We start from the raw sequence: 19,160 nt of genomic DNA, 5'->3' as shown, positions 1-19,160 counted from the left end.
AGTAGATGGTTTTTTTATAAAGATTGCTTCTTGTGTTATGATAAAATTACAGACTCAGTTGCCACTTACTACATCATCGACTCCATTTGGGTATGATGATACTTTGTTGCTGTTGGGTTCTTGTTTTTCAGAAAACATAGGGGATAAACTTGACTACTATAAATTCCAATCGGTTACAAATCCGTTTGGGATAATATTTAATCCTATAGCGCTTGAGCGCCTTATACAAGATGCGATTGAAGACAAAACATATACCGAGGAAGATGTTTTTGAACTTGACGGTGTCTGGAAGTCATACTATGCGCATAGTGATAAAAATTCTTTGAGTAGGTTAGGGGCTGTAATACATCTTCAAGAGGCACAGCAATTACTTAGGACGCAATTAAAAAGCGCTTCTCATCTCTTTATCACATTAGGTACTGCTTGGGTTTATAGACATCTTGAACGTGATGAGGTGGTGGCTAACTGTCACAAGGTTCCTCAAAAGGAGTTTGCAAAAGAGCTCTTGTCTATAGATGATATTGTACAAAGCCTATCTAGTATAGTGAAGCTTGTACTTAACTTCAATCCTGATGTTCACATCACTTTTACAGTGTCTCCAGTGCGCCACATAAAAGATGGATTTGTAGAAAACACGCGAAGTAAATCTCATTTGATTTCTGCAATTCATGAGCTAGTTGATAAGAGTGCTATTTCTTACTTCCCTTCTTACGAAATCATGATGGATGAGTTAAGAGATTATCGCTTTTACGGCTCAGATATGATTCATCCTTCGGCACAGGCAGTAGATTATATTTGGGAACGATTTGTTGAGGTGTACGCTTTCGCGAAAGCGCAACAAACAATGAAGCAAGTCTCAAAAGTACAACAAGGAATTACTCATAAACCTTTTAATGCCGAAGGAGAGCAGCACCAAAAATTTTTGGCAAAGTTAGATAGTCAGAAAGAAAAGCTAGTTCAAGAATTTCCTTGGATGAGGTTTTAAAGAAACCTTAGGGGTTCATTTTTTTATAAAGTTAAAGCCATCCACCACCATTCATGGCTTCAATCCCTTTGCTTTTTAAAATTGCAGTAGCAGATGCGCTTCGTGCTCCGCTCGCGCAAACACATATTATAGGTGCTTCCCAACTCTTGATTTTTGCGGCATTGGCAGCTATGGATTGTAGTGGTATGTATTTAGAACCTGGAATAGCGCCGTTATCATATTCGGCTTTTGATCGCACATCTATGATAACAGCATTTCTACTAAAGAAGTCATCAAGTTTCCGCTGTTTCTTACCGAAAAAACTACTGAATAACCCCATTGTCTTCCATTACTAAACTTAGTCCGTCTTTTATGAGATGTGCAATATTTGCTCTAGAAATCATGAGAGATTCTAGGTGTGCTAGCACTTCCTTATTTCGCGTAAGCTCAAATATCTCAAGTGATAAAAGCCAGTCTGTAGGATATTGTTCCTTTACAATTTTGAATATGGTAAGTAACGCAGTTTCCTGTGAAGACTTTGCTTCTCTCTGGTCTCTTACTTCCTTGTAATATTCGTTAAGTTTTTTATCCTCTTCAGATAGTTCGTTGTGTATGGTTGCTGTACTGCTCACATTACTTTTTACGTCAAACGAGTGATGATCTGCCGCTCCTGCAAAAGCAGAAACTACAGAGCTACCTATAACCATATCAAAAGGTCCGTTCTTGCGTGAGATAAGCTTATTGCCTTTATAGGATACTTCGCATCCATCAAAGTGAACTACGAGTAAGGTTCCGTCTACACTACGAGTACCAGTGGTAATCATACCTGTAACCGTAATACCACTTTCAAACTCAAAGGAGTTAATGCCGCCTTCGTAAATTTCAAATGCCTTAAGATCTCTTGGGCTCATATTTTCGATAGCCATGGAGCTACGCTTGAGCTTCCCTAGAGGAGAAGAGAATCCTTTTCTAAAATGATCTGTTCCTAACCCTATAAGTTCCTTACCTCTGTAAGAAAGTGCACTAGGACCATGAGTTTCAAAATAAACAACACGGTTGTCTTCATCTTGAATCATATTACTAAAATTCCCACTTACCTGCAGCCCCGTGTTAAGCTCGATAGAGCCTAGTTGCTTGCAGTCTATAAGTTTTTGAACTCCGCGCCATCCACCACGTCTAAGTGCCATAGTCTCTGCAAATTCTTCTAGTACTTCCATTAAGTATCCAAAATCTGGAGTAACAAATAGCTGAGGTTGCATCTGCGTGATATCAAATTCTTGATAAGCAGCATCTATGCTATAAGGTAGTTTCTTTACAGCATCTGTAAGGCAATGTTTACTCTCACCTAGTGATGATAATAAACCAGCGCCATATAATTTTGGATCCTCTAGTGTTCCTATAAGCCCATACTCTACAGTCCACCAGTGAAGGTTTCTTATTAATGCAATTTCAGATGGTTCTACCGTCATTTGCTGCAGGCGGTTTACCTCATCTTCGGCGGCGTCTATATCTTCTTGAGCAATACCTTCGGCTTCTTTTAAAATAGATAGCTTGCGCACTGCTTCATACATATCCATATCATGTGCGTTAGATATCGCACGAGCACCTATTTCTCCAAATCTACGCAGGTACTCCGCATAGTCTGGACTTGCAATGATAGGAGCATGACCAGCACCTTCATGAATAATATCTGGTGCAGGCGTATATTCTATGTTTTCTAGTTGGCGTATGTCACTAGCAATCACAAGCACCTTGTATGCTTGAAATTCCATAAAAGCATTAGGAGGTATAAAACCATCTACCGCAACAGCAGCCCACCCTATTTCTTTAAGAATGCGATTCATCCCGTACATAGAAGGGATGTTATCTATAGAAATCCCTGTCTTTTTAAGACCAGACATATAGCTCTCATGAGCCACCTGACTTAAATGAGCTACATTTTTACGCATCACATATCTCCACACCGCCTGATTGATAGGAGTGTATTGATCATAATCTTGCGCCTTGATATATTGCCCTAAATGCTTAGGCAGACGATCTAATAACGGGTTTGATGTAACTGGTATTTCCATAAAGTAAATTTACGAAGAATTGGTCGTGATTAAAATGCTTTCCTAAATCGTTTGCGTTAAATTATTTTTGGGTATCCGCTTTCGCGAAAATGTGAGTTGGCAAAACACGCATTACTCCCTATTTACCTATTTTTACCTAACATTAACTTCAGCTATATACAATGACACAACCTTACGTAAAGACATTAAAAGCAAATGGAATCGCTACCATCACATTCTTTCATCCGTCACACAATAGCATGCCTAGTACAGTGTTGTCAGATTTAGAAAATGCTATAAACAACAGTGGTCAAGATGCAGATGTGAAAGTAATTGTATTACAAAGTGGAGGAGAACGCACCTTTTGTGCTGGCGCCAGTTTTGATGAGCTTAAAAGCATAGAAGATAATGTAGAAGGAAAAGAATTCTTTATGGGATTTGCGCGCGTGATTCTTGCCATGCGTTCTTGCCCTAAGATGATCATAGGTCGTATTCAAGGTAAAGCAGTAGGAGGTGGCGTAGGTCTTGCAGCTGCAACAGATTATTGCTATGCGACTAAGTATGCGAGTATAAAATTAAGCGAACTCACCATAGGTATAGGTCCATTTGTTATTGCTCCCGCTGTTGAACGCAAGATAGGGTTGAATGGACTAAGCGACTTGACACTGAATGCAACAGAATTTTATAGCCCAGAATGGGCAAAAGAAAAAGGTCTCTATGCAGCACTTTTTGAGACGTCCATTTTGATGGATGAAGCTGTACAAGCATTAGCCGTAAAACTTGCTTCTTATAACCCAGAAGCTGTAAGCGCTATGAAAAAGGCATTATGGGAAGGTACAAATCACTGGCCATCACTTTTAGAAGAGCGTGCTGAGATGAGTGGTACTTTAGTGCTGAGTAAGTTTACAAAAGACACATTGGGAGCTTTGTAACCAAAATGACTTTATCAATTATAAACTTTACATATTAAAAAAAACACCCCTAGGGGTGCTTTTTAAGTTTAAGGGCTAATTCAAACCTGTGTTTTAGTTTCCTGCTACTTGTGGAGGATATACTCCCAATATTTCTTGAACAATTAGGTTAATGCGTTCTTCACGCTTATCTACATCTCCAGTAACTAGTGGTGCTGTACCTTGACCTTGCCAGATAAGCTGATTTTTATTTGCGTCTATTAAGTCGATGTATAAAGTGCCCTGAGTCGATCTTGCAACGGTATTATTATTAAAACCACCGTTCCAGCCCCAAGGGCCTCCCCATGGCCCCCAGAAACCTCCCCAGCCTCCACGGAAGCCAAAGTTGTTTTGGTATACATCAATACGCTCTTTAGCTTTTGTAAATATGCTTACGAGCACCGTAGGATTTTCAGATTTTGTAAAACCTTTTGCCATCATCTCAGATTCAATTGCGCGGAGTACACGTTTTTTATCTAGATCAGAAATCTCTGCTTTGTCTATTCCTGGTTTGTAAAAAGCAAACGTTTTGTACTCGCTAAAGTTTGTTTCTTTGTCGTAGTCAGAAGCTACGCGCACAGTGCTACATGAAGCCAATAAGAGTACGGCTCCTAGTAATGGTAAAAGTCTAAGTGCTTTCATAGTAGTTTGTTTTAAAGATTATTTAATAAGTGATCATCCACAAAATTTGGCAATGTTACTGTAAGATTAGGTTCATTTTCCATGGCTCTTTTTATTGCAAAAACAGCACCTTCGTTACGAGCCCAACTTCGTCTAGCAATTCCGTTATTTACATCCCAGAAAAGCATTGACTGTAAGCGTCTTTCAGATTCTTTACTACCATCAATTACCATACCAAAACCGCCATTTACAACCTCTCCCCAGCCTACGCCACCACCATTGTGTATGCTTACCCATGTAGCACCGCGAAAACTATCACCTATTACATTTTGTATCGCCATGTCTGCCGTAAAGCGGCTTCCATCATAAATATTACTCGTCTCACGATATGGAGAATCTGTACCAGACACATCATGATGATCGCGTCCTAATATCACAAGACCTATTTCTTCACGTGCGATTGCATCATTAAAAGCTTGTGCTATTTTTGATCTTCCCTCTGCATCTGCATAGAGAATGCGAGCCTGTGATCCTACGACTAGCTTATTTTCTTGCGCTCCTTTTATCCAAGTGATATTGTCTTGCATTTGCTGCTGGATTTCTGGAGGAGCATCTTTGGCAAGTTCTTCAAGAACGCTGCAAGCTATTTGATCTGTTTTTAAGAGATCTTCTTGTTTTCCAGAAGCACATACCCAACGGAAAGGTCCAAAACCATAATCAAAACACATAGGTCCCATGATATCTTGTACGTAGCTTGGGTATCTAAAGTCGAGACCATTTTCGGCAAATACATCTGCTCCCGCTCGGCTGCTTTCTAATAAAAAGGCATTCCCATAATCAAAAAAGTAAGTGCCCTTTGCTGTATGAGCATTGATGGCTGCAGTATGACGCTTGAGGGTGCTTTGTACGCTTTCGCGAAAGCGGTCTACATCATTTGCCATCATATCATTTGCCTCTTCTACAGTGTAGCCCATAGGGTAATAGCCGCCTGCCCATGGATTGTGTAAAGAAGTTTGATCACTACCTATATCTATGGTGATGTTATGTGTGTCAAAAGCTTCCCAAACTTCAACTACATTTCCTTGGTAAGCGATAGAAATGGTTTCCTTTTTCTTTGTTGCTTGTTGTACTCTTTTAACAAGCGTGTCTGTATCTATTATCACTTCGTCTACCCATCCTTGTGAGTGTCTTGTGTGTACCGCTTTTTCATTTACCTCTGCACATACCGTGATACAACCAGCAATGTTACCAGCTTTAGGTTGCGCTCCTGACATACCGCCCAGTCCAGAGGTTACAAAGAGGCCACCTATAGGAGATTTCTTTATTTTTCTAAACGCATTAAGAACCGTGATTGTAGTTCCATGCACAATTCCCTGCGGGCCGATATACATAAAACTTCCTGCTGTCATCTGACCATATTGAGTAACACCAAGGGCATTAAATTTTTCCCAATCATCTGGCTTACTATAATTAGGAATCATCATACCGTTAGTCACCACCACTCGTGGAGCATCTTTATGCGAAGGAAATAAACCCATAGGGTGACCAGAGTACATGGCAAGTGTTTGCTCATCATTCATCTGGGCGAGGTATTGCATTGTAAGACGATATTGTGCCCAGTTTGAAAACACACCGCCATTACCTCCGTAGGTAATGAGTTCGTGAGGGTGCTGTGCAACCGCATGATCCAGATTGTTCTGTATCATTAACATGATTGCCGCTGCCGCTTTAGATTGCGAGGGGTATTCATCTATAGGTCTTGCATAAATATCATATTCTGGATGAAAACGATACATGTAGATACGGCCGTAGGTATCTAGCTCTTTTTTGAATTCAGGAAGGAGTACTTCATGATGTTGAGGTTCAAAATACCTGAGTGCATTTTTTAAAGCCAGTTTCCCCTCTTCTGGAGAGAGTGTTTTTTTGCGTTTTGGCGCGTGATTAATCGATGGGTTGTACTCCTTTGCTGGTGGTAAGTTAGCAGGAATACCCATTAAAATTTGTTCTTGAAAAGTCATAAGATGTGAGTGTTAAGTGAAACAATGATTACAAATTGCTTCTACTCACTAAGGGTAACGTATATCTACGCGATGATAGGATTTATAAGTACGCTTTCTATAATGTTTAAGCCTACTATCCATCTTGTTTGTTTGTTTTCTTACTATATCCATATGGACAATGACGGCAGCCACTCTCACAACAATAACCTCTTTTGAGGTGGTATTGCTCTGTAAAACATTTATAGCCTTCTGGCGTTAGGTAATAATCGCCGTCTTCTATAGGAATATGTTTTTTTAAGTAGGACATAAGACAAAGATAAGGATACGGCATAGACTTTGAATAACGTCTATAGTATTAGTAATAACGTACAAGTATTAAGGAGATCTTAAGATGCTAGATGTTATAATTAATTTATTTTTGACCTATGTTTTTAATTGTAAATAAATATTTATTGCGTAAACGCTTTGTGGGAGTTACTCTCTGGCCATTTATAGTGATGCGTACTCCAGAACTTAAGGAGGATATTGTATTTATTAATCACGAGAAAATCCATATTAGACAGCAAGCAGAAATGCTTGTGCTGCCATTCTTTATATGGTATGTAATAGAGTATTTTATAAGACTTATACAGTATAGAGACAACTATGTGGCTTACCTTAATATCAGTTTTGAGAGAGAGGCTTATGCTCGTGAGTGCGAGCTCAGCTATCTAGAAAAACGTCCTTTTTGGAGTTTTCTAGCGTATCTTTAACCCGTGAATCTTACTTCGGAAAATCAATTTATTTCAGAAACAAATGGACGCTCCCTTTCTATTAAAAGGGAAGACTTGTTGCACCCTACAGTGTCTGGAAATAAGTTTAGAAAACTTAAATATAACCTTATACAAGCCCGAGGGGAAGGTTATGATACGCTACTCACTTTCGGAGGAGCTTACTCAAATCATATTGCGGCGACAGCAGCAGCCGGACAGTTAGAAGGGTTCAAAACCATAGGAGTTATACGAGGAGAAGAGCTAGGTGTTAATCTTGCTAAGACGCTTGAAAGTAATCCCACGTTGGGATTTGCACATAAGTGTGGGATGAAATTTCACTTTATATCAAGGCAAGAATACCGTGAGAAAGATGAGTTACGCTTTCGCGAAAGCATAACAAAAACCTTTAATAATCCGTTTATTATTCCCGAAGGCGGAACCAATGATCTCGCTATCAAAGGTTGTGAAGAAATCTTAACTGAAGATGATACAGACTTTGACTATATATGCTGCCCCATAGGAACAGCAGGTACAATTTCTGGTATCATAAATAGCCTAAAGCCCCACCAGAAGGCATTAGGGTTTCCAGCTCTTAAAGGAGATTGGGTAGCAGATGAGGTGAGAAAATATGCAAAGAACGAGCAGTGGGAGATTATTGCCGACTATCATTTTGGTGGTTATGCAAAGGTGAATGGTGATCTCGTTAACTTTATAAATGAATTTCACGCAATGCATCACGTTTTACTAGATCCTATTTATACGGGTAAGATGCTTTATGGTATTTCAGAGCTTATGAAAGGTGGGTATTTCCGCGAGAATTCTCGTATTTTAGCCGTTCATACGGGAGGTTTACAAGGAATTGCAGGAATGAATATCCAGCTAGTCAAAAAAGGACTTCCACTCATACACTAATTATATGTTCAAACGTTTTACCATACTTTTATTAATAGGAATACTGTCTGTAAGTTGTGGTGGTTCTAAAAAAGCCACACGTTCTAAAAAAAGAACAAAAACTACACGTACCGTCGAGAGAAGACAACCTTCTCCAAAAGTTGAGGAGGCAGCAACTCCAGATGACAATCTTGATAATGGAGTTAATCCAGTTCCTAAGGGTGGCGTAAACGGTTATATAGAAGACTTTGCAGATATAGCAAAAGAAGAAATGGAGCTATACGGAATCCCAGCAAGCATCACACTAGCACAGGGAATTCTTGAGTCTGGTGCCGGAAAAGGAGAGCTAGTACAAAAAGCAAATAACCACTTTGGTATTAAATGTCACGACTGGAAAGGTCAGACCGTTTATCATGACGATGATACGAAGGGTGAATGTTTTAGGAAATATAGTTTGGCTAAGTTTTCTTACAGAGATCACTCCTTGTTTTTGACAGGAAGAAAGCGTTATACAGATCTTTTTAAACTTCCTAAAGATGATTATAAAGGATGGGCAAATGGGTTACGTGCTGCAGGATATGCAACAGATAAGAAGTATCCTCAAAAATTAATTAGCCTAGTAGAACGTTACGAGTTATATCGTTATGACGGTGAAGTGCTAGGTAAAGATGTTGCAGACTATAAAAAAGTGACAGATAATAATAACCAACATACCGTGCAAAAGGGCGAAACGCTTTTCCGTCTATCTCGCATGTATGATGTAACGGTGCCAGAACTAAAAAAATGGAATGGTATTGATGGTGATCAAATCTTTGAAGGTCAAGTGCTTTTTATCAAACCATTTGATAGAGGGTATTAATACATTAGATCCTTGAATAAAATACAGTACAAGATTGTGCAGTGTAAAATGTACAGACAATAAATAGCATATTTAGATGATTTATAAAAGAAGTAGTGAGCTTTTTGTAGCAGCTCAAAAAGTAATACCAGGAGGAGTAAATAGTCCCGTAAGAGCTTTTAAATCTGTAGGAGGAGATCCTGTATTTGTAAAAGAAGCAAAGGGAGCTTATTTATATGATGAGGATGGACGCAGACTTATAGACTACATCGCTTCTTGGGGGCCTATGATTTTAGGTCATGCGCATAAACCTGTGGTAGATGCTGTTGTAGAAAAAGCACAAAAAGGCACTTCCTTTGGAATGCCAACAGAGATAGAAACAAAAATAGCCGAGCTTGCCATCTCTATGGTTCCCGGAATTGATAAAATACGTTTTGTAAATAGTGGAACAGAAGCCTGCATGAGTGCAGTGCGTCTTGCCCGCGGATTTTCTGGAAGAGAGAAGATTATCAAATTTGCAGGTTGTTACCACGGTCACTCTGACTCATTTCTTATTCAAGCAGGAAGTGGTGCTGTAACCTTTGGATCTCCTAATAGTCCAGGAGTAACGGCTGGTACGGCAAAAGACACCTTACTTGCAGATTATAATAACATAGAAAATGTAAAAGAACTTTTTGAAGCAAATCCAGGGGAGATTGCAGCAATTATTATAGAGCCTGTTGCAGGTAACATGGGTTGTATTCTCCCAGCCGAAGGATTTTTACAAGGATTACGTGAGCTATGTGACGCACATGGTGCGCTACTCATTTTTGATGAGGTGATGACAGGCTTTAGACTAGCAAAAGGCGGTGTGCAAGAGCTTATGAATGTTCGTGCAGATATTGTCACTTTCGGAAAAGTAATAGGTGGAGGATTACCAGTAGGAGCTTTTGCAGCTCGCACAGAAATCATGAGTCATCTTGCTCCAGAAGGACCAGTATATCAAGCAGGAACCTTAAGTGGGAATCCGCTGGCGATGGCTGCAGGACTAGCCATGCTTGCAGAGCTTAATAACAGTGATGTTTTTGAAAGCCTAGCAAAGAAAACCGAGTACTTACACAAAGGAATTGATAAAGCCTTAACTGATAGTGGAGTTACTTTTACCATAAACCGAATTGGCTCAATGATTTCTGTACACTTTGCCGAAGGCGCAGTAACAGATTTCAAATCGGCTGCGGTGGGTGATAATGATACGTTTAAGAAATTCTTCCATGGATTACTTGAAGAGGGTATTTATATTGCACCAAGTGCCTATGAAAGCTGGTTTTTAAATGACGCTCTTTCTTATGAAGATCTTGATGAAACGATTGCTGCAGTAGCAAAGGTGGGGAAGACGTTGTAAGACGTAATCATTAAAAGTGTAGCTCTCAATCTTAAATAAGTTTTTTATCTCATTTTATAGACATGAAAAATATTATCGTATTAGTTCTTGTATTGTTTTCTTTCTCAATTGAAGGCCATGCACAAGTAGATAGAAGAAGTGAATTTGTTTTTGAAGGTTCCATACCTGAACATAAACTGGCATTTCTGAAGCAAAACTATAATTGGAAAGCAGAAACCAAGCTTATTATTAATTTTAAAACTTTTTTAAGTACTTGTCCGCGCAATCAATATCGAGTAATTGATAATGATTGGAATGATGAGTTTTATAGGAAATTAGCATTGAAAAATGTCACAAATATTTACATCTCGCTTGAAGATAATCTATTAAGAAAGCTTACAAAGTCTAGAAAAGACTTTTATGAGGACAAGGATGATTTTTTCACCAAAACGTTTAACTTAAAAAGTGGAAGACATTGTTATGCTCTTATGATGATTAATGAAAAGGGTTCATTTATGTTGAGAGTTGGAGAATATACAGAAGCAGATATAACTGACTTCTCAAAAATTCTAGAAGGAGAACAACCATAATCATTTATCAAAATCACTATAATAAAAAAACGGCATCCCAATCAAGGATGCCGTTTTCAATCTAAAAATAAACCAATCAATCAAAATTATTTATTCCCTCTGCGTGATTCTTTGTGACCTTTTTTTCCTTTGTCACCACGCTTTCCTTTTCTCTTAGCATTCATTTTTTTAAACTGCTTGAACTGATCTTCAGATAAGATGCTTTGCATTTTTTCTTGCATTGCAATCTGCTTATCTAGACGCTCATTCTGCATTGCGTAACGTTGCTCTTTTGTAAGCTCTGGCTTTTCTTTATTTGCCTTGCGCTTTGCTTGCATCGCTTTGCGATCTTTTGCTTGATCAAGAAGTACGGTGTACACTTTTTTAGACTGGTTATCGTCTAGGGCAAGTGCAAGTGTCATCTTCTTTGTGCTTAGTGTAGCAACTTGTTCTGCAGTCATGTCATTACCTCTTCTTTCTTCTCCAGACCTTGGACCTCTTTGTGCAGACATTGATATGGTCGCAAGTACTAGAAACATCATCATTAACTTTTTCATCTTTTTTACTTTTTAATTGTTGAACACTTATATGACCTTAAAAAAAGAGGAAGGTTTAATGATTATACTTTTTTGTGACTTTATTATGATTTTATCGAAGCACGCTTTCGCGAAAGCGTAACCCTATCAAGCATCTTCTATAAGAGAGTAGTCTCATAAAAATGAACCATAAAAAAACACCCAGCGATCATACGATTGCTGGGTGTTTTAATAAGTAAGCTATTGTAATTATTACTTAGGGTCAAGTATCATGTTGATACGCTCTACAAGGTCTTCTGCATGTATGCGGCTCATACGCTCTCTAAGTCTGTTGTTTTGTAAATCACGTTTAAGATCTTTAAGCTCTGCACGTACTACGGCACGTATATCACTCTGACCTACATTTACTCTAGTCCCGCTAAAGAAACGACCGCCACTTTGATCTTCTGTCATGATAAACTCAAGACGTTCTACATATGCACGCTGTAAGTTACGACGGTAAATATCTATCGCCTGGCGGCTTCTCAACTCTGAGAATAAACCAGCTCTTAAGTCAGACATCATAGTAACCAGTGAGTATGCATCTGCATCGTTCATAGCTTCATTTTCAAGCATACGAGCCATACGTCCAAAGTCTAGAAGGTTGTTAAGTGTTCTAGTCTGGAAGCCTCTTACACGTTCTACACTTCCAGCATTTTCAATCTTGTCAAAAATGTTGTTGTCAAGTAACCACTCTGGTGTGTTAAAAAGTTGTGTCTGTAAGAAATCTAATGCTTCTTTTTGTTTTGCTTTAGGTACGTGTGTGTATACCGCTCCTTCTTGATCATACGTTTTGTACATTTCATATACACCACCTACGTTACCAGCAACGTGGCCCATGTAACGGTTGTATTGTGATAATACTTGACCATACATTTTATCTAGCTCATCGTAGTTTTGACCTTCTTCTGCGGTCCACTCGATAAGGTTAGGTACGATACGTTTAAGATTTGCAATACCATATGCACTTGCTTTCATAGCATCATCACCTAGATCTTCTGTTTGTGAGCTAGGATCAATTACTCCTCTTTGTTGTCTCCCAAAACGGTACATAGGGTCTCCAGCATGCTCAAGTATCCAGCTATCTAGTGTTTTCTTCTCATCTTCTGCACTTTTTGCAGATGGGATAGGGCGGTAACCCCAGTTGATAGCATATTTATCATAAATACCTATGTTAGGCATTAAAGCTACATCACCATCTCCTGGTTGAGCTACATAGTTAAAACGTGCATAATCCATGATAGATGGTGCAGTTCCATATTTTTTAGTAAACTCAGGATCACGTAAATCATCTACCGCATAAGCAACACTACTTCCCATGTTGTGTGGAAGTCCGAGTGTGTGACCTACTTCGTGCGAACTCACAAAACGAATTAATCGTCCCATGATTTCATCTTTAAATTCGTTACTGCGAGCTTCTGGGTTGATAGCTGCAGTCTGTACAAAATACCAGTTGTGTAATAATGTCATTACATTATGGTACCAGTTAATATCACTTTCTAAAATCTCTCCAGAACGTGGGTCACTTACGTGAGGTCCATTTGCATTAGGAATAGGAGAAGCTAGGTAACGTACTACACTATAACGTACATCTTCTGGACTCCAGTCTGGATCTTCCTCTACAGATGGAGGATCGGCAGCGATGATGGCGTTTTTAAAACCTGCAGCTTCAAATGCTACTTGCCAGTCTTCTATACCTTGCTTGATAAATGGAATCCATTTTTTTGGAGTAGCACGGTCTATATAGTAAACAATCTGCTTTTTAGGCTCTACAAGCTCACCACGATTAAAGGCAGCCATGTCCTCGTCTTTTACTTCAAGTCTCCAGCGGTCAAGGTAGCGCACTGTTTTACTTTTTTGAACGTCAATTCCATAATCTGTTTGACCACGTCCAAACCATCCTACACGCTCGTCAAACATACGACGTTGCATAGGCTCTTTAGGTAGTAAAATCATTGAGTTACTCATTAATAGAGATATTACTCCCGTAGCACTATTAGACGGTGCATCAGAAGAAGCGTACGTTTTTACACTACGTACTTCTATGTTTTCTGGGTAACTTCTTATAGTATCTAAGTAAGAAAGCTTAGTATCTAGCTTTGTTACTTTTAATCCTTTACGGCTTCTTTGTGGTAAACCTAGCGGCTTTACATCGCTCTCAAAAAGACCAGTTGCATCAATTACTGTATTTCTAGAACCAGAAACACTGTCTTTATGATACGCTTTAATGTCAAAAGCATATAATACAGGTTCAAAGTTACTGTTCTTTACAGCCTCAGAGATAGGAAGTGAGTCTGCAGCATATACTTGGTGTGATACCACACGTAATAATACTTTCTTGTCTTTTACTTCCCAGCGTAACACAGATGTGTTTTGTTTTCCACCACCAAAGCCTAAGCCTCCAGCAGTTTTTGCAATACGAGTAACCATGAGCATCTCACGACCCATAAGTGAGTCTGGAATCTCATAAAAATATTTGTCGTCTAGTTTGTGTACGGTAAAAAGACCTTCATCAGTCTTTGCGTCTTTTGTGATGACTTTGCCATAAGGTTTAATGGCATTTTTACTGTCTTTTGCTTTTGATTTTGAAGCACTTGCCTTGCTGGCAACTTTAGATTGTGACGTGCTACAACTTGCGATAGTAATGGCAAATAGGGTTGCCATCACATAGGATAATTTTCTTTTCATTCGGTTGACCTTTTTTGGTGGGTAAAAGGTACAGACCAGCGACTCCCTATATTGTTAAGAAAATCACAACATGGCAAGTGTGGTCTCATAAAGTTTTGATCCGTCTAGCGTAGCCTTTATCCAGGCAAAGAAACTCACCATAAAAATATCTTCATCTTTTAGGGAATCTACAGTAAATTGACTCATTACGCTTTCGCGAAAATTTGCCTTCTTCACAATAGTCGGATCATTAAAAATCTGGCTAAATACTTTTATAAAGCGTTCCAGTCTCACTTCGGAAAGGATGATTTTTTTATACTTTCTTTTGAAGCTACGTAGTTGTGAGTGAACTAGATCAATATATTCTAGCTCATAATAATTAATCAATGAGAGTAAATCTCTTTTAATCATCCAGTCTATTCCTAGTCGTTCCTCATACCAGCTATCGGTATGTTTAAATTTATTGAGCGTACTTAAAGCGGCTTTGTACTCACCTTGCTGTGTGAGAAACACTACTTGTGCGAGCAATATATCTGGATCAACTTTCTGTTTTGTTGTTGAGATGTGGTTGTCTATATCTGCAATTGCCAGGGAGGAGTTACCACTGTAATTTAAAACGAAGGAGTTAATGAGAAGCAAATTTTCGCGAAAGCGGGATTTCCACTTTCCATTTTCGGCATTCATCTCAGTGTTCATTAACGAGAGGTAATGCGTTGCCTGCTCAAAATCGCGCACTCTAAAGTGAGCATTTGCCATAAAGTAGAGCACCTGGATGTGATAAAAGCGCTGCTTTTCTTGAATGATGTCTTTTTTCTTTATCAGATTGTAGGTATGTGTGATAAAAGGTAGAGCGTCCCCAAAATTGTGATCTAAATGCGCTGCAGTATTTATGATTTCAAGCAGCTGGTACAGGGATTTAAAGGTGAACGTCTCGTTGATTTCAATATGAAAAGCAGCGAGTATCTCTTCTACCGTTTTCTGGATTCCTTTTTTTAATAGATGCTCTTCAAATATGAGTATACGCTTGATGTGTGCATATGCCATATTGAGTTGTTCTTGCTGTATAAATCGCTGCTGGTTTTGTTGTGCGGCTTGCGTGAGCTTTTGTAAATCTACCTCTGGATGAAGATGGCTGTACTGGAACTGGGTGTGATAACTTTCAATAAGTGCCGTGTGCAGATCAAGCTCTTTTGCTTTTTGAGTTGCCTTTTTTAAAAGTTTTTGAGCTGGTTTATGGAGATCTTGCTCATAAAGAATACGAGCCGCGAGTATCCATTTAAAAACCTGCATATCATCTGAGGTTTCATTTTCAAAATTTTGAGTGGCTATAAAATCAATGAGACTGTCTTGTAGCCTTTTTGATAGCGCATGATACGCATTACGATTTGCACTCCCATAGAGCAGAATATCTATCTCCTTGAGAGGAGTTCCCTTTCTTATAAGGTTGTATAATGTGAGATTCTTTGTGTCTGTTCTTCTGTTTTTTGAACGTAAATAGGCCTTGAATAACTTACTGTCCTCTGTAGAGAAAGATTGTATAATAGCTGTTATATCCATTTTAAATCGTAAGTTTTATTTGTTCAAAGATTAATAAATATAGGTATTTAATGATATGTATTTCTATTTATATCATAAGTAATATTAAAATGTTAGATTTTATTATCTGCTACATCACTGCATCTTTGCCCTGTAATCAAACAACAAGGTCATGGAATTTAACAACAAAAAACTGTCAAGAACGACAACCGTAGTACACTACGTCATAAGTATATTACTGGCTGCATTTTTAATAGGACTTGCAAATAGAATTATCTGGGATATTGATGAATCTGATAATCGTCCTACGATAGAAAATTTTGAATCGCAAACAGATGTCGCTACTTACAGAAAGCTATACAGCACCGTACAAGATTCAATTAATGAACAATACCGTAGTCAGGAAGCTTTAGAAATAAATCTTGAGTTAGACAAAACTACCTTATCTCAAGAGCAGCGCTCTTTTAAATCTTGGATTTCTACACGTACAGCTACGCAATCATCTACAGTAGATGCCGAGGTGCGAAAGCGCAACCTAACGATGGATTCCATTCAAGATGTGATACAATCTTATGAGAAAGAAAAATCTGCTTATGCAGCCGCTATCTTAACATTAAGAAATACACAGGCAGTCTATAGCTTGCAAGAGCAGGAGGCTATGGAGGTAGTGTACAATTTACACGATGATGCCGTGAGAAGTTATGAGCTGAGCATTTTTTTAAAACGTCTACTATTTGTGCTTCCTATACTGCTGCTAGGTTTATGGATGCTTGTAAAGAAAAGAAAGCATACGTACTGGCCGCTATATCGTGGTTTTGTATTCTTTTCTTTCTACGGTTTTTTTGTAGGTCTAGTGCCGTACTTACCTAGCTACGGAGGTTATGTGAGATATACTATTGGGATTTTACTTTCTCTCTTTCTAGGAGTGTATGCAATACGATCGCTACAATCATTTATAAAACGCAAGAAGGAAGACTTACAACAATCTACTCAAGAGCGATCAAAGCAAATAAAAGAAGAAGTTGCCGAGAAAGCATTAGAAAACCATATGTGCCCTAGCTGTGGTAAAGATTACCTTATTAATGAGTTCCACCAGAGCGGAGGTAAAAAAGGAGTGGCGGGAAGTCTAAAAGTAACCAACTACTGCCGCCACTGCGGTCTCCAACTCTTTAAAGATTGTAACAGCTGTGAAACTACAAATTATGCACACCTACCACACTGCTACTCTTGCGGAGATCACATTATGGAGATAACAACGGAAGAGAAAATTGAAGGGGAGATCATTAAAGACGATATTTCACCCCAGCCCTAAAGGGAGGTAATCAGGATTTTACCCCAACCCTGAAGGGAGAAAATCAGGTTTACAATTAGAAAAGCCACCCTTTAGGGAGGGGGAAGCTTTTTAGAAAATGAGATTTTTTTACCCCAACCCTAAAGGGAGAAAATCAGGTTTACAATTAGAAAAGCCACCCTTTAGGGATGGGGGAAGCTTTTTAGAATATCAGAATTACCAATTAAACAACAACAAACAACAACTATTATGGAAAATCAATTTGAAACACCAGTAACAGAAAAGAAGAATAAAAAACAAGAACCATTTTCAAACAAACCTACGGGAGCTTTTATAAGTGCATCATGGAGTGCGTTATTTGTCGGGATGATCTCATTTTGTGTAGGACTATGGAATGCAGATATGTACCTTAATGAAAAGGGGTATTACTTTACGGTATTATTATTTGGACTATTTGCCGTAGTATCTGTACAAAAAAGCGTGAGAGATAGACTAGAAGGAGTCCCAGTAACAGATATTTATTATGGTATAAGTTGGTTTGTCACCATCGTCTCTATCTTATTACTCGTTGTAGGTTTATGGAATGCAGATCTAGAATTAAGTGAGAAAGGATTTTATGGAATGTCTTTTACATTAAGTCTGTTTTCGGCCATAGCGGTGCAAAAGAATACGAGAGATGTAAAATTTATAGATAGTATTAATGACAACTAGCAAAAAGCGACACCTACGGGTGTCGCTTTTTGTTGTTTGATGAAACCCAATGCTTCTTAGGGAGTGTTGGGTTTCTATATTAAATATTGATGGTACAAGATGAAGAAGCACCAAACCATTTAAGTCTATTACGAGAAGCAGTATTGTAAATGAAATCACGTATGATTCTTGGGATAAATGCAAGTAGTGCTGCTACCGATTTCCATTTTGGGATTTTAGAAATGATCTTTAAAAACCCATCAGAATGTGTATGTAGTTCTTGATTTTCAATAAGCATTACTGTATCTAATCGATCTGTAGGTCTTCCATATTCTTTTAAAATATGCTGTCCTTTTGGAGATTGAAAGGCGATACATTCAAACAATTCGCTTGGTGCAAATTTAAGGAGCCAGCCCACAACACCATTGCAGAGATTACAAGCTCCGTCAAATATAATTATGCTTTTTTCTTGTAAAGGTTCCATAGCGATGATATTAAGTTCTTCAGCTATAGGTCGGAGTTGAGGTGGTTTCTTTTCATGGAGAAGAGAAAATAGTTTTAAAAATTGAGTGGAAGTACTAGGGTAGTGGTATTGTTACGCTTTCGCGAAAGCGTAATTACTTGAATACATCCACGCAGCATCAAAAGTAAAAACCCGCACAAGATGCTTTTTGAGCATTATGTACGGGTTCTATGTTCTTTAAAAATGCTTTTAGGGAAAAGCGAATTTCAAAGAGTAGTATGTTTGTTCTCTTATTCTGCAATAAGTTCTGAGAGTACTTTCTTAAATAAATCTACAGGTTGTGCTCCAGTAACCGCACTCTTTCGATTAAAAACAATGGTAGGAACTGAATTTACACCTAAGTTCTTCCAGTAACCTTGCTGTGTTCTTACTTCATAACGAGCTTCTTCATTTTCAAGTAAGGCCATACCTTCTTCTGCATTTAAGCCAACGTCGAGAAGTGCTTGTTTTAAGACCTCTCTTTGTGATACATCCTTACGCTCACTAAAGTAAGAAGCGGTAAGTCGCATTTTTAATGCTGTTTGCTTGTCAAATTTCTTTGCATACTCTAATAGTACGTGCGCATCAAAAGTGTTTACAATTCTCATATCGTCAAAATAGTCAAACGTAAAACCAAGCTCATTTCCAGCATCTACTAGTCGTTGTTTAGACTCTTTTTGTTGCGCTGCAGTTGATCCATATTTTTCTGTAATATGCTCATCTACATTTTGACCTTCGGCAGGCATTTGAGGATTTAACTCAAACGGTTGCCATTCTATCTCTACTTGGTCTTCAATGCCAAGTTCTGATATTGCTTTTTCTAAGCGTTTGTAACCTACGGTACACCATGGGCAAACTACATCTGAGACAATATCTATTTTTAATTTTTCTTTCATTTCTTTG

General features: G+C 38.5%; 19 protein-coding genes. 9 read left to right on the top strand and 10 right to left on the bottom strand.

All coding sequences use genetic code 11. From position 1 onward, the window contains the following. Window positions 1–37: 37 nt before the first annotated feature. Window positions 38–985 carry a GSCFA domain-containing protein gene (locus SJY37_RS02685; protein ID WP_298329238.1) on the top strand — a complete coding sequence of 316 codons (948 nt, stop codon included), beginning with the start codon at window positions 38–40 and terminating at the stop codon, window positions 983–985. A gap of 31 nt (window positions 986–1,016) precedes the next feature. On the opposite strand, the gene SJY37_RS02680 is transcribed toward SJY37_RS02685, so the two are convergent. Both SJY37_RS02680 and SJY37_RS02675 read right to left on the bottom strand, forming a co-directional pair. Further along, the gene (locus tag SJY37_RS02680) at window positions 1,017–1,304 is read right to left on the bottom strand and encodes a rhodanese-like domain-containing protein (protein ID WP_298329235.1); all 288 of its coding nucleotides are present in this window, start codon (window positions 1,302–1,304) and stop codon (window positions 1,017–1,019) included. Continuing rightward, entirely contained in the window at window positions 1,288–3,036 is a 1,749-nt protein-coding gene (locus SJY37_RS02675; protein ID WP_298329233.1) for an aromatic amino acid hydroxylase, read from the bottom strand. Before SJY37_RS02675 ends, SJY37_RS02680 begins: the two co-directional genes overlap by 17 nt. 161 nt (window positions 3,037–3,197) lie before the next feature. On the opposite strand from SJY37_RS02675, the gene SJY37_RS02670 reads away from it, so the two are divergent. Continuing rightward, on the top strand, window positions 3,198–3,947 hold the full coding sequence (locus tag SJY37_RS02670) for an enoyl-CoA hydratase/isomerase family protein (RefSeq protein WP_298329229.1): 750 nt from the start codon (window positions 3,198–3,200) through the stop codon (window positions 3,945–3,947). Between the two features lie 93 nt (window positions 3,948–4,040). Here SJY37_RS02670 and SJY37_RS02665 read toward each other — a convergent pair whose 3' ends face one another. The 3 genes from SJY37_RS02665 to SJY37_RS02655 all read right to left on the bottom strand — a co-directional run bounded on the left by SJY37_RS02665 (window position 4,041) and on the right by SJY37_RS02655 (window position 6,893). Continuing rightward, entirely contained in the window at window positions 4,041–4,607 is a 567-nt protein-coding gene (locus SJY37_RS02665; protein WP_298329226.1) for a DUF4136 domain-containing protein, read from the bottom strand. 11 nt (window positions 4,608–4,618) lie between these two features. Further along, entirely contained in the window at window positions 4,619–6,604 is a 1,986-nt protein-coding gene (locus SJY37_RS02660; RefSeq protein ID WP_298329222.1) for a urocanate hydratase, read from the bottom strand. A 115-nt stretch (window positions 6,605–6,719) separates the two neighbouring features. Continuing rightward, complete coding sequence (locus SJY37_RS02655; RefSeq protein WP_162533589.1) at window positions 6,720–6,893, bottom strand: DUF5522 domain-containing protein; 174 nt, start codon at window positions 6,891–6,893, stop codon at window positions 6,720–6,722. A 118-nt stretch (window positions 6,894–7,011) separates the two neighbouring features. Here SJY37_RS02655 and SJY37_RS02650 point away from each other — a divergent pair, with 118 nt between their 5' ends. From SJY37_RS02650 to SJY37_RS02630, 5 genes are all read left to right on the top strand, one after another. Continuing rightward, window positions 7,012–7,338 carry a hypothetical protein gene (locus SJY37_RS02650; RefSeq protein WP_298329211.1) on the top strand — a complete coding sequence of 109 codons (327 nt, stop codon included), beginning with the start codon at window positions 7,012–7,014 and terminating at the stop codon, window positions 7,336–7,338. 3 nt (window positions 7,339–7,341) lie between these two features. Further along, on the top strand, window positions 7,342–8,250 hold the full coding sequence (locus SJY37_RS02645) for a 1-aminocyclopropane-1-carboxylate deaminase/D-cysteine desulfhydrase (RefSeq protein WP_298329208.1): 909 nt from the start codon (window positions 7,342–7,344) through the stop codon (window positions 8,248–8,250). A gap of 4 nt (window positions 8,251–8,254) precedes the next feature. After that, complete coding sequence (locus SJY37_RS02640) at window positions 8,255–9,088, top strand: glucosaminidase domain-containing protein (RefSeq protein WP_298329205.1); 834 nt, start codon at window positions 8,255–8,257, stop codon at window positions 9,086–9,088. A gap of 76 nt (window positions 9,089–9,164) precedes the next feature. After that, window positions 9,165–10,448, top strand: coding sequence for a glutamate-1-semialdehyde 2,1-aminomutase (gene hemL / locus SJY37_RS02635; protein WP_298329201.1), 1,284 nt, complete (start codon window positions 9,165–9,167; stop codon window positions 10,446–10,448). Window positions 10,449–10,510: 62 nt separating this feature from the next. Continuing rightward, a complete protein-coding gene (locus tag SJY37_RS02630; RefSeq protein ID WP_298329198.1) occupies window positions 10,511–11,017 on the top strand; it encodes a hypothetical protein in 507 nt (168 codons plus the stop codon). An 86-nt stretch (window positions 11,018–11,103) separates the two neighbouring features. Here SJY37_RS02630 and SJY37_RS02625 read toward each other — a convergent pair whose 3' ends face one another. From SJY37_RS02625 to SJY37_RS02615, 3 genes are all read right to left on the bottom strand, one after another. After that, entirely contained in the window at window positions 11,104–11,553 is a 450-nt protein-coding gene (locus tag SJY37_RS02625) for a hypothetical protein (RefSeq protein WP_298329193.1), read from the bottom strand. A 231-nt stretch (window positions 11,554–11,784) separates the two neighbouring features. Continuing rightward, window positions 11,785–14,259 (bottom strand): zinc-dependent metalloprotease, encoded by a 2,475-nt coding sequence (locus tag SJY37_RS02620; RefSeq protein ID WP_298329190.1) that lies wholly within the window; start codon window positions 14,257–14,259, stop codon window positions 11,785–11,787. Window positions 14,260–14,322: 63 nt separating this feature from the next. Then, entirely contained in the window at window positions 14,323–15,795 is a 1,473-nt protein-coding gene (locus SJY37_RS02615; protein WP_298329187.1) for a hypothetical protein, read from the bottom strand. 151 nt (window positions 15,796–15,946) lie between these two features. Between SJY37_RS02615 and SJY37_RS02610 the strand changes: the two genes are divergently transcribed. Together SJY37_RS02610 and yiaA are read left to right on the top strand one after the other, a co-directional pair. Further along, window positions 15,947–17,086 (top strand): hypothetical protein, encoded by a 1,140-nt coding sequence (locus SJY37_RS02610; protein WP_298329184.1) that lies wholly within the window; start codon window positions 15,947–15,949, stop codon window positions 17,084–17,086. 228 nt (window positions 17,087–17,314) lie between these two features. Next, entirely contained in the window at window positions 17,315–17,776 is a 462-nt protein-coding gene (yiaA, locus tag SJY37_RS02605; protein ID WP_298329182.1) for an inner membrane protein YiaA, read from the top strand. A gap of 79 nt (window positions 17,777–17,855) precedes the next feature. Here the strand turns inward: yiaA and SJY37_RS02600 are convergent, their stop codons facing one another. Next, on the bottom strand, window positions 17,856–18,239 hold the full coding sequence (locus tag SJY37_RS02600; protein WP_298329179.1) for a thiol-disulfide oxidoreductase DCC family protein: 384 nt from the start codon (window positions 18,237–18,239) through the stop codon (window positions 17,856–17,858). Window positions 18,240–18,508: 269 nt separating this feature from the next. After that, complete coding sequence (locus SJY37_RS02595; protein ID WP_298329177.1) at window positions 18,509–19,153, bottom strand: DsbA family oxidoreductase; 645 nt, start codon at window positions 19,151–19,153, stop codon at window positions 18,509–18,511. Window positions 19,154–19,160 lie beyond the last annotated feature (7 nt).

Source organism: Dokdonia sp. R78006 (genome assembly GCF_042466145.1).
Classification (GTDB): domain Bacteria; phylum Bacteroidota; class Bacteroidia; order Flavobacteriales; family Flavobacteriaceae; genus Dokdonia.
The sequence above is the reverse complement of the archived record's forward strand: the minus strand, read 5'-3'. Positions and strand labels throughout refer to the sequence as shown.

What these genes read in the sequence shown, in the direction of transcription:
- SJY37_RS02685 (WP_298329238.1), top strand. Translation starts at nt 38, where the DNA reads ATGATAAAATTACAGACTCAGTTGCCACTTACTACATCATCGACTCCA.
- SJY37_RS02680 (WP_298329235.1), bottom strand. Translation starts at nt 1,304, where the DNA reads ATGGGGTTATTCAGTAGTTTTTTCGGTAAGAAACAGCGGAAACTTGAT.
- SJY37_RS02675 (WP_298329233.1), bottom strand. Translation starts at nt 3,036, where the DNA reads ATGGAAATACCAGTTACATCAAACCCGTTATTAGATCGTCTGCCTAAG.
- SJY37_RS02670 (WP_298329229.1), top strand. Translation starts at nt 3,198, where the DNA reads ATGACACAACCTTACGTAAAGACATTAAAAGCAAATGGAATCGCTACC.
- SJY37_RS02665 (WP_298329226.1), bottom strand. Translation starts at nt 4,607, where the DNA reads ATGAAAGCACTTAGACTTTTACCATTACTAGGAGCCGTACTCTTATTG.
- SJY37_RS02660 (WP_298329222.1), bottom strand. Translation starts at nt 6,604, where the DNA reads ATGACTTTTCAAGAACAAATTTTAATGGGTATTCCTGCTAACTTACCA.
- SJY37_RS02655 (WP_162533589.1), bottom strand. Translation starts at nt 6,893, where the DNA reads ATGTCCTACTTAAAAAAACATATTCCTATAGAAGACGGCGATTATTAC.
- SJY37_RS02650 (WP_298329211.1), top strand. Translation starts at nt 7,012, where the DNA reads ATGTTTTTAATTGTAAATAAATATTTATTGCGTAAACGCTTTGTGGGA.
- SJY37_RS02640 (WP_298329205.1), top strand. Translation starts at nt 8,255, where the DNA reads ATGTTCAAACGTTTTACCATACTTTTATTAATAGGAATACTGTCTGTA.
- hemL (WP_298329201.1), top strand. Translation starts at nt 9,165, where the DNA reads ATGATTTATAAAAGAAGTAGTGAGCTTTTTGTAGCAGCTCAAAAAGTA.
- SJY37_RS02630 (WP_298329198.1), top strand. Translation starts at nt 10,511, where the DNA reads ATGAAAAATATTATCGTATTAGTTCTTGTATTGTTTTCTTTCTCAATT.
- SJY37_RS02625 (WP_298329193.1), bottom strand. Translation starts at nt 11,553, where the DNA reads ATGAAAAAGTTAATGATGATGTTTCTAGTACTTGCGACCATATCAATG.
- SJY37_RS02620 (WP_298329190.1), bottom strand. Translation starts at nt 14,259, where the DNA reads ATGAAAAGAAAATTATCCTATGTGATGGCAACCCTATTTGCCATTACT.
- SJY37_RS02615 (WP_298329187.1), bottom strand. Translation starts at nt 15,795, where the DNA reads ATGGATATAACAGCTATTATACAATCTTTCTCTACAGAGGACAGTAAG.
- SJY37_RS02610 (WP_298329184.1), top strand. Translation starts at nt 15,947, where the DNA reads ATGGAATTTAACAACAAAAAACTGTCAAGAACGACAACCGTAGTACAC.
- yiaA (WP_298329182.1), top strand. Translation starts at nt 17,315, where the DNA reads ATGGAAAATCAATTTGAAACACCAGTAACAGAAAAGAAGAATAAAAAA.
- SJY37_RS02600 (WP_298329179.1), bottom strand. Translation starts at nt 18,239, where the DNA reads ATGGAACCTTTACAAGAAAAAAGCATAATTATATTTGACGGAGCTTGT.
- SJY37_RS02595 (WP_298329177.1), bottom strand. Translation starts at nt 19,153, where the DNA reads ATGAAAGAAAAATTAAAAATAGATATTGTCTCAGATGTAGTTTGCCCA.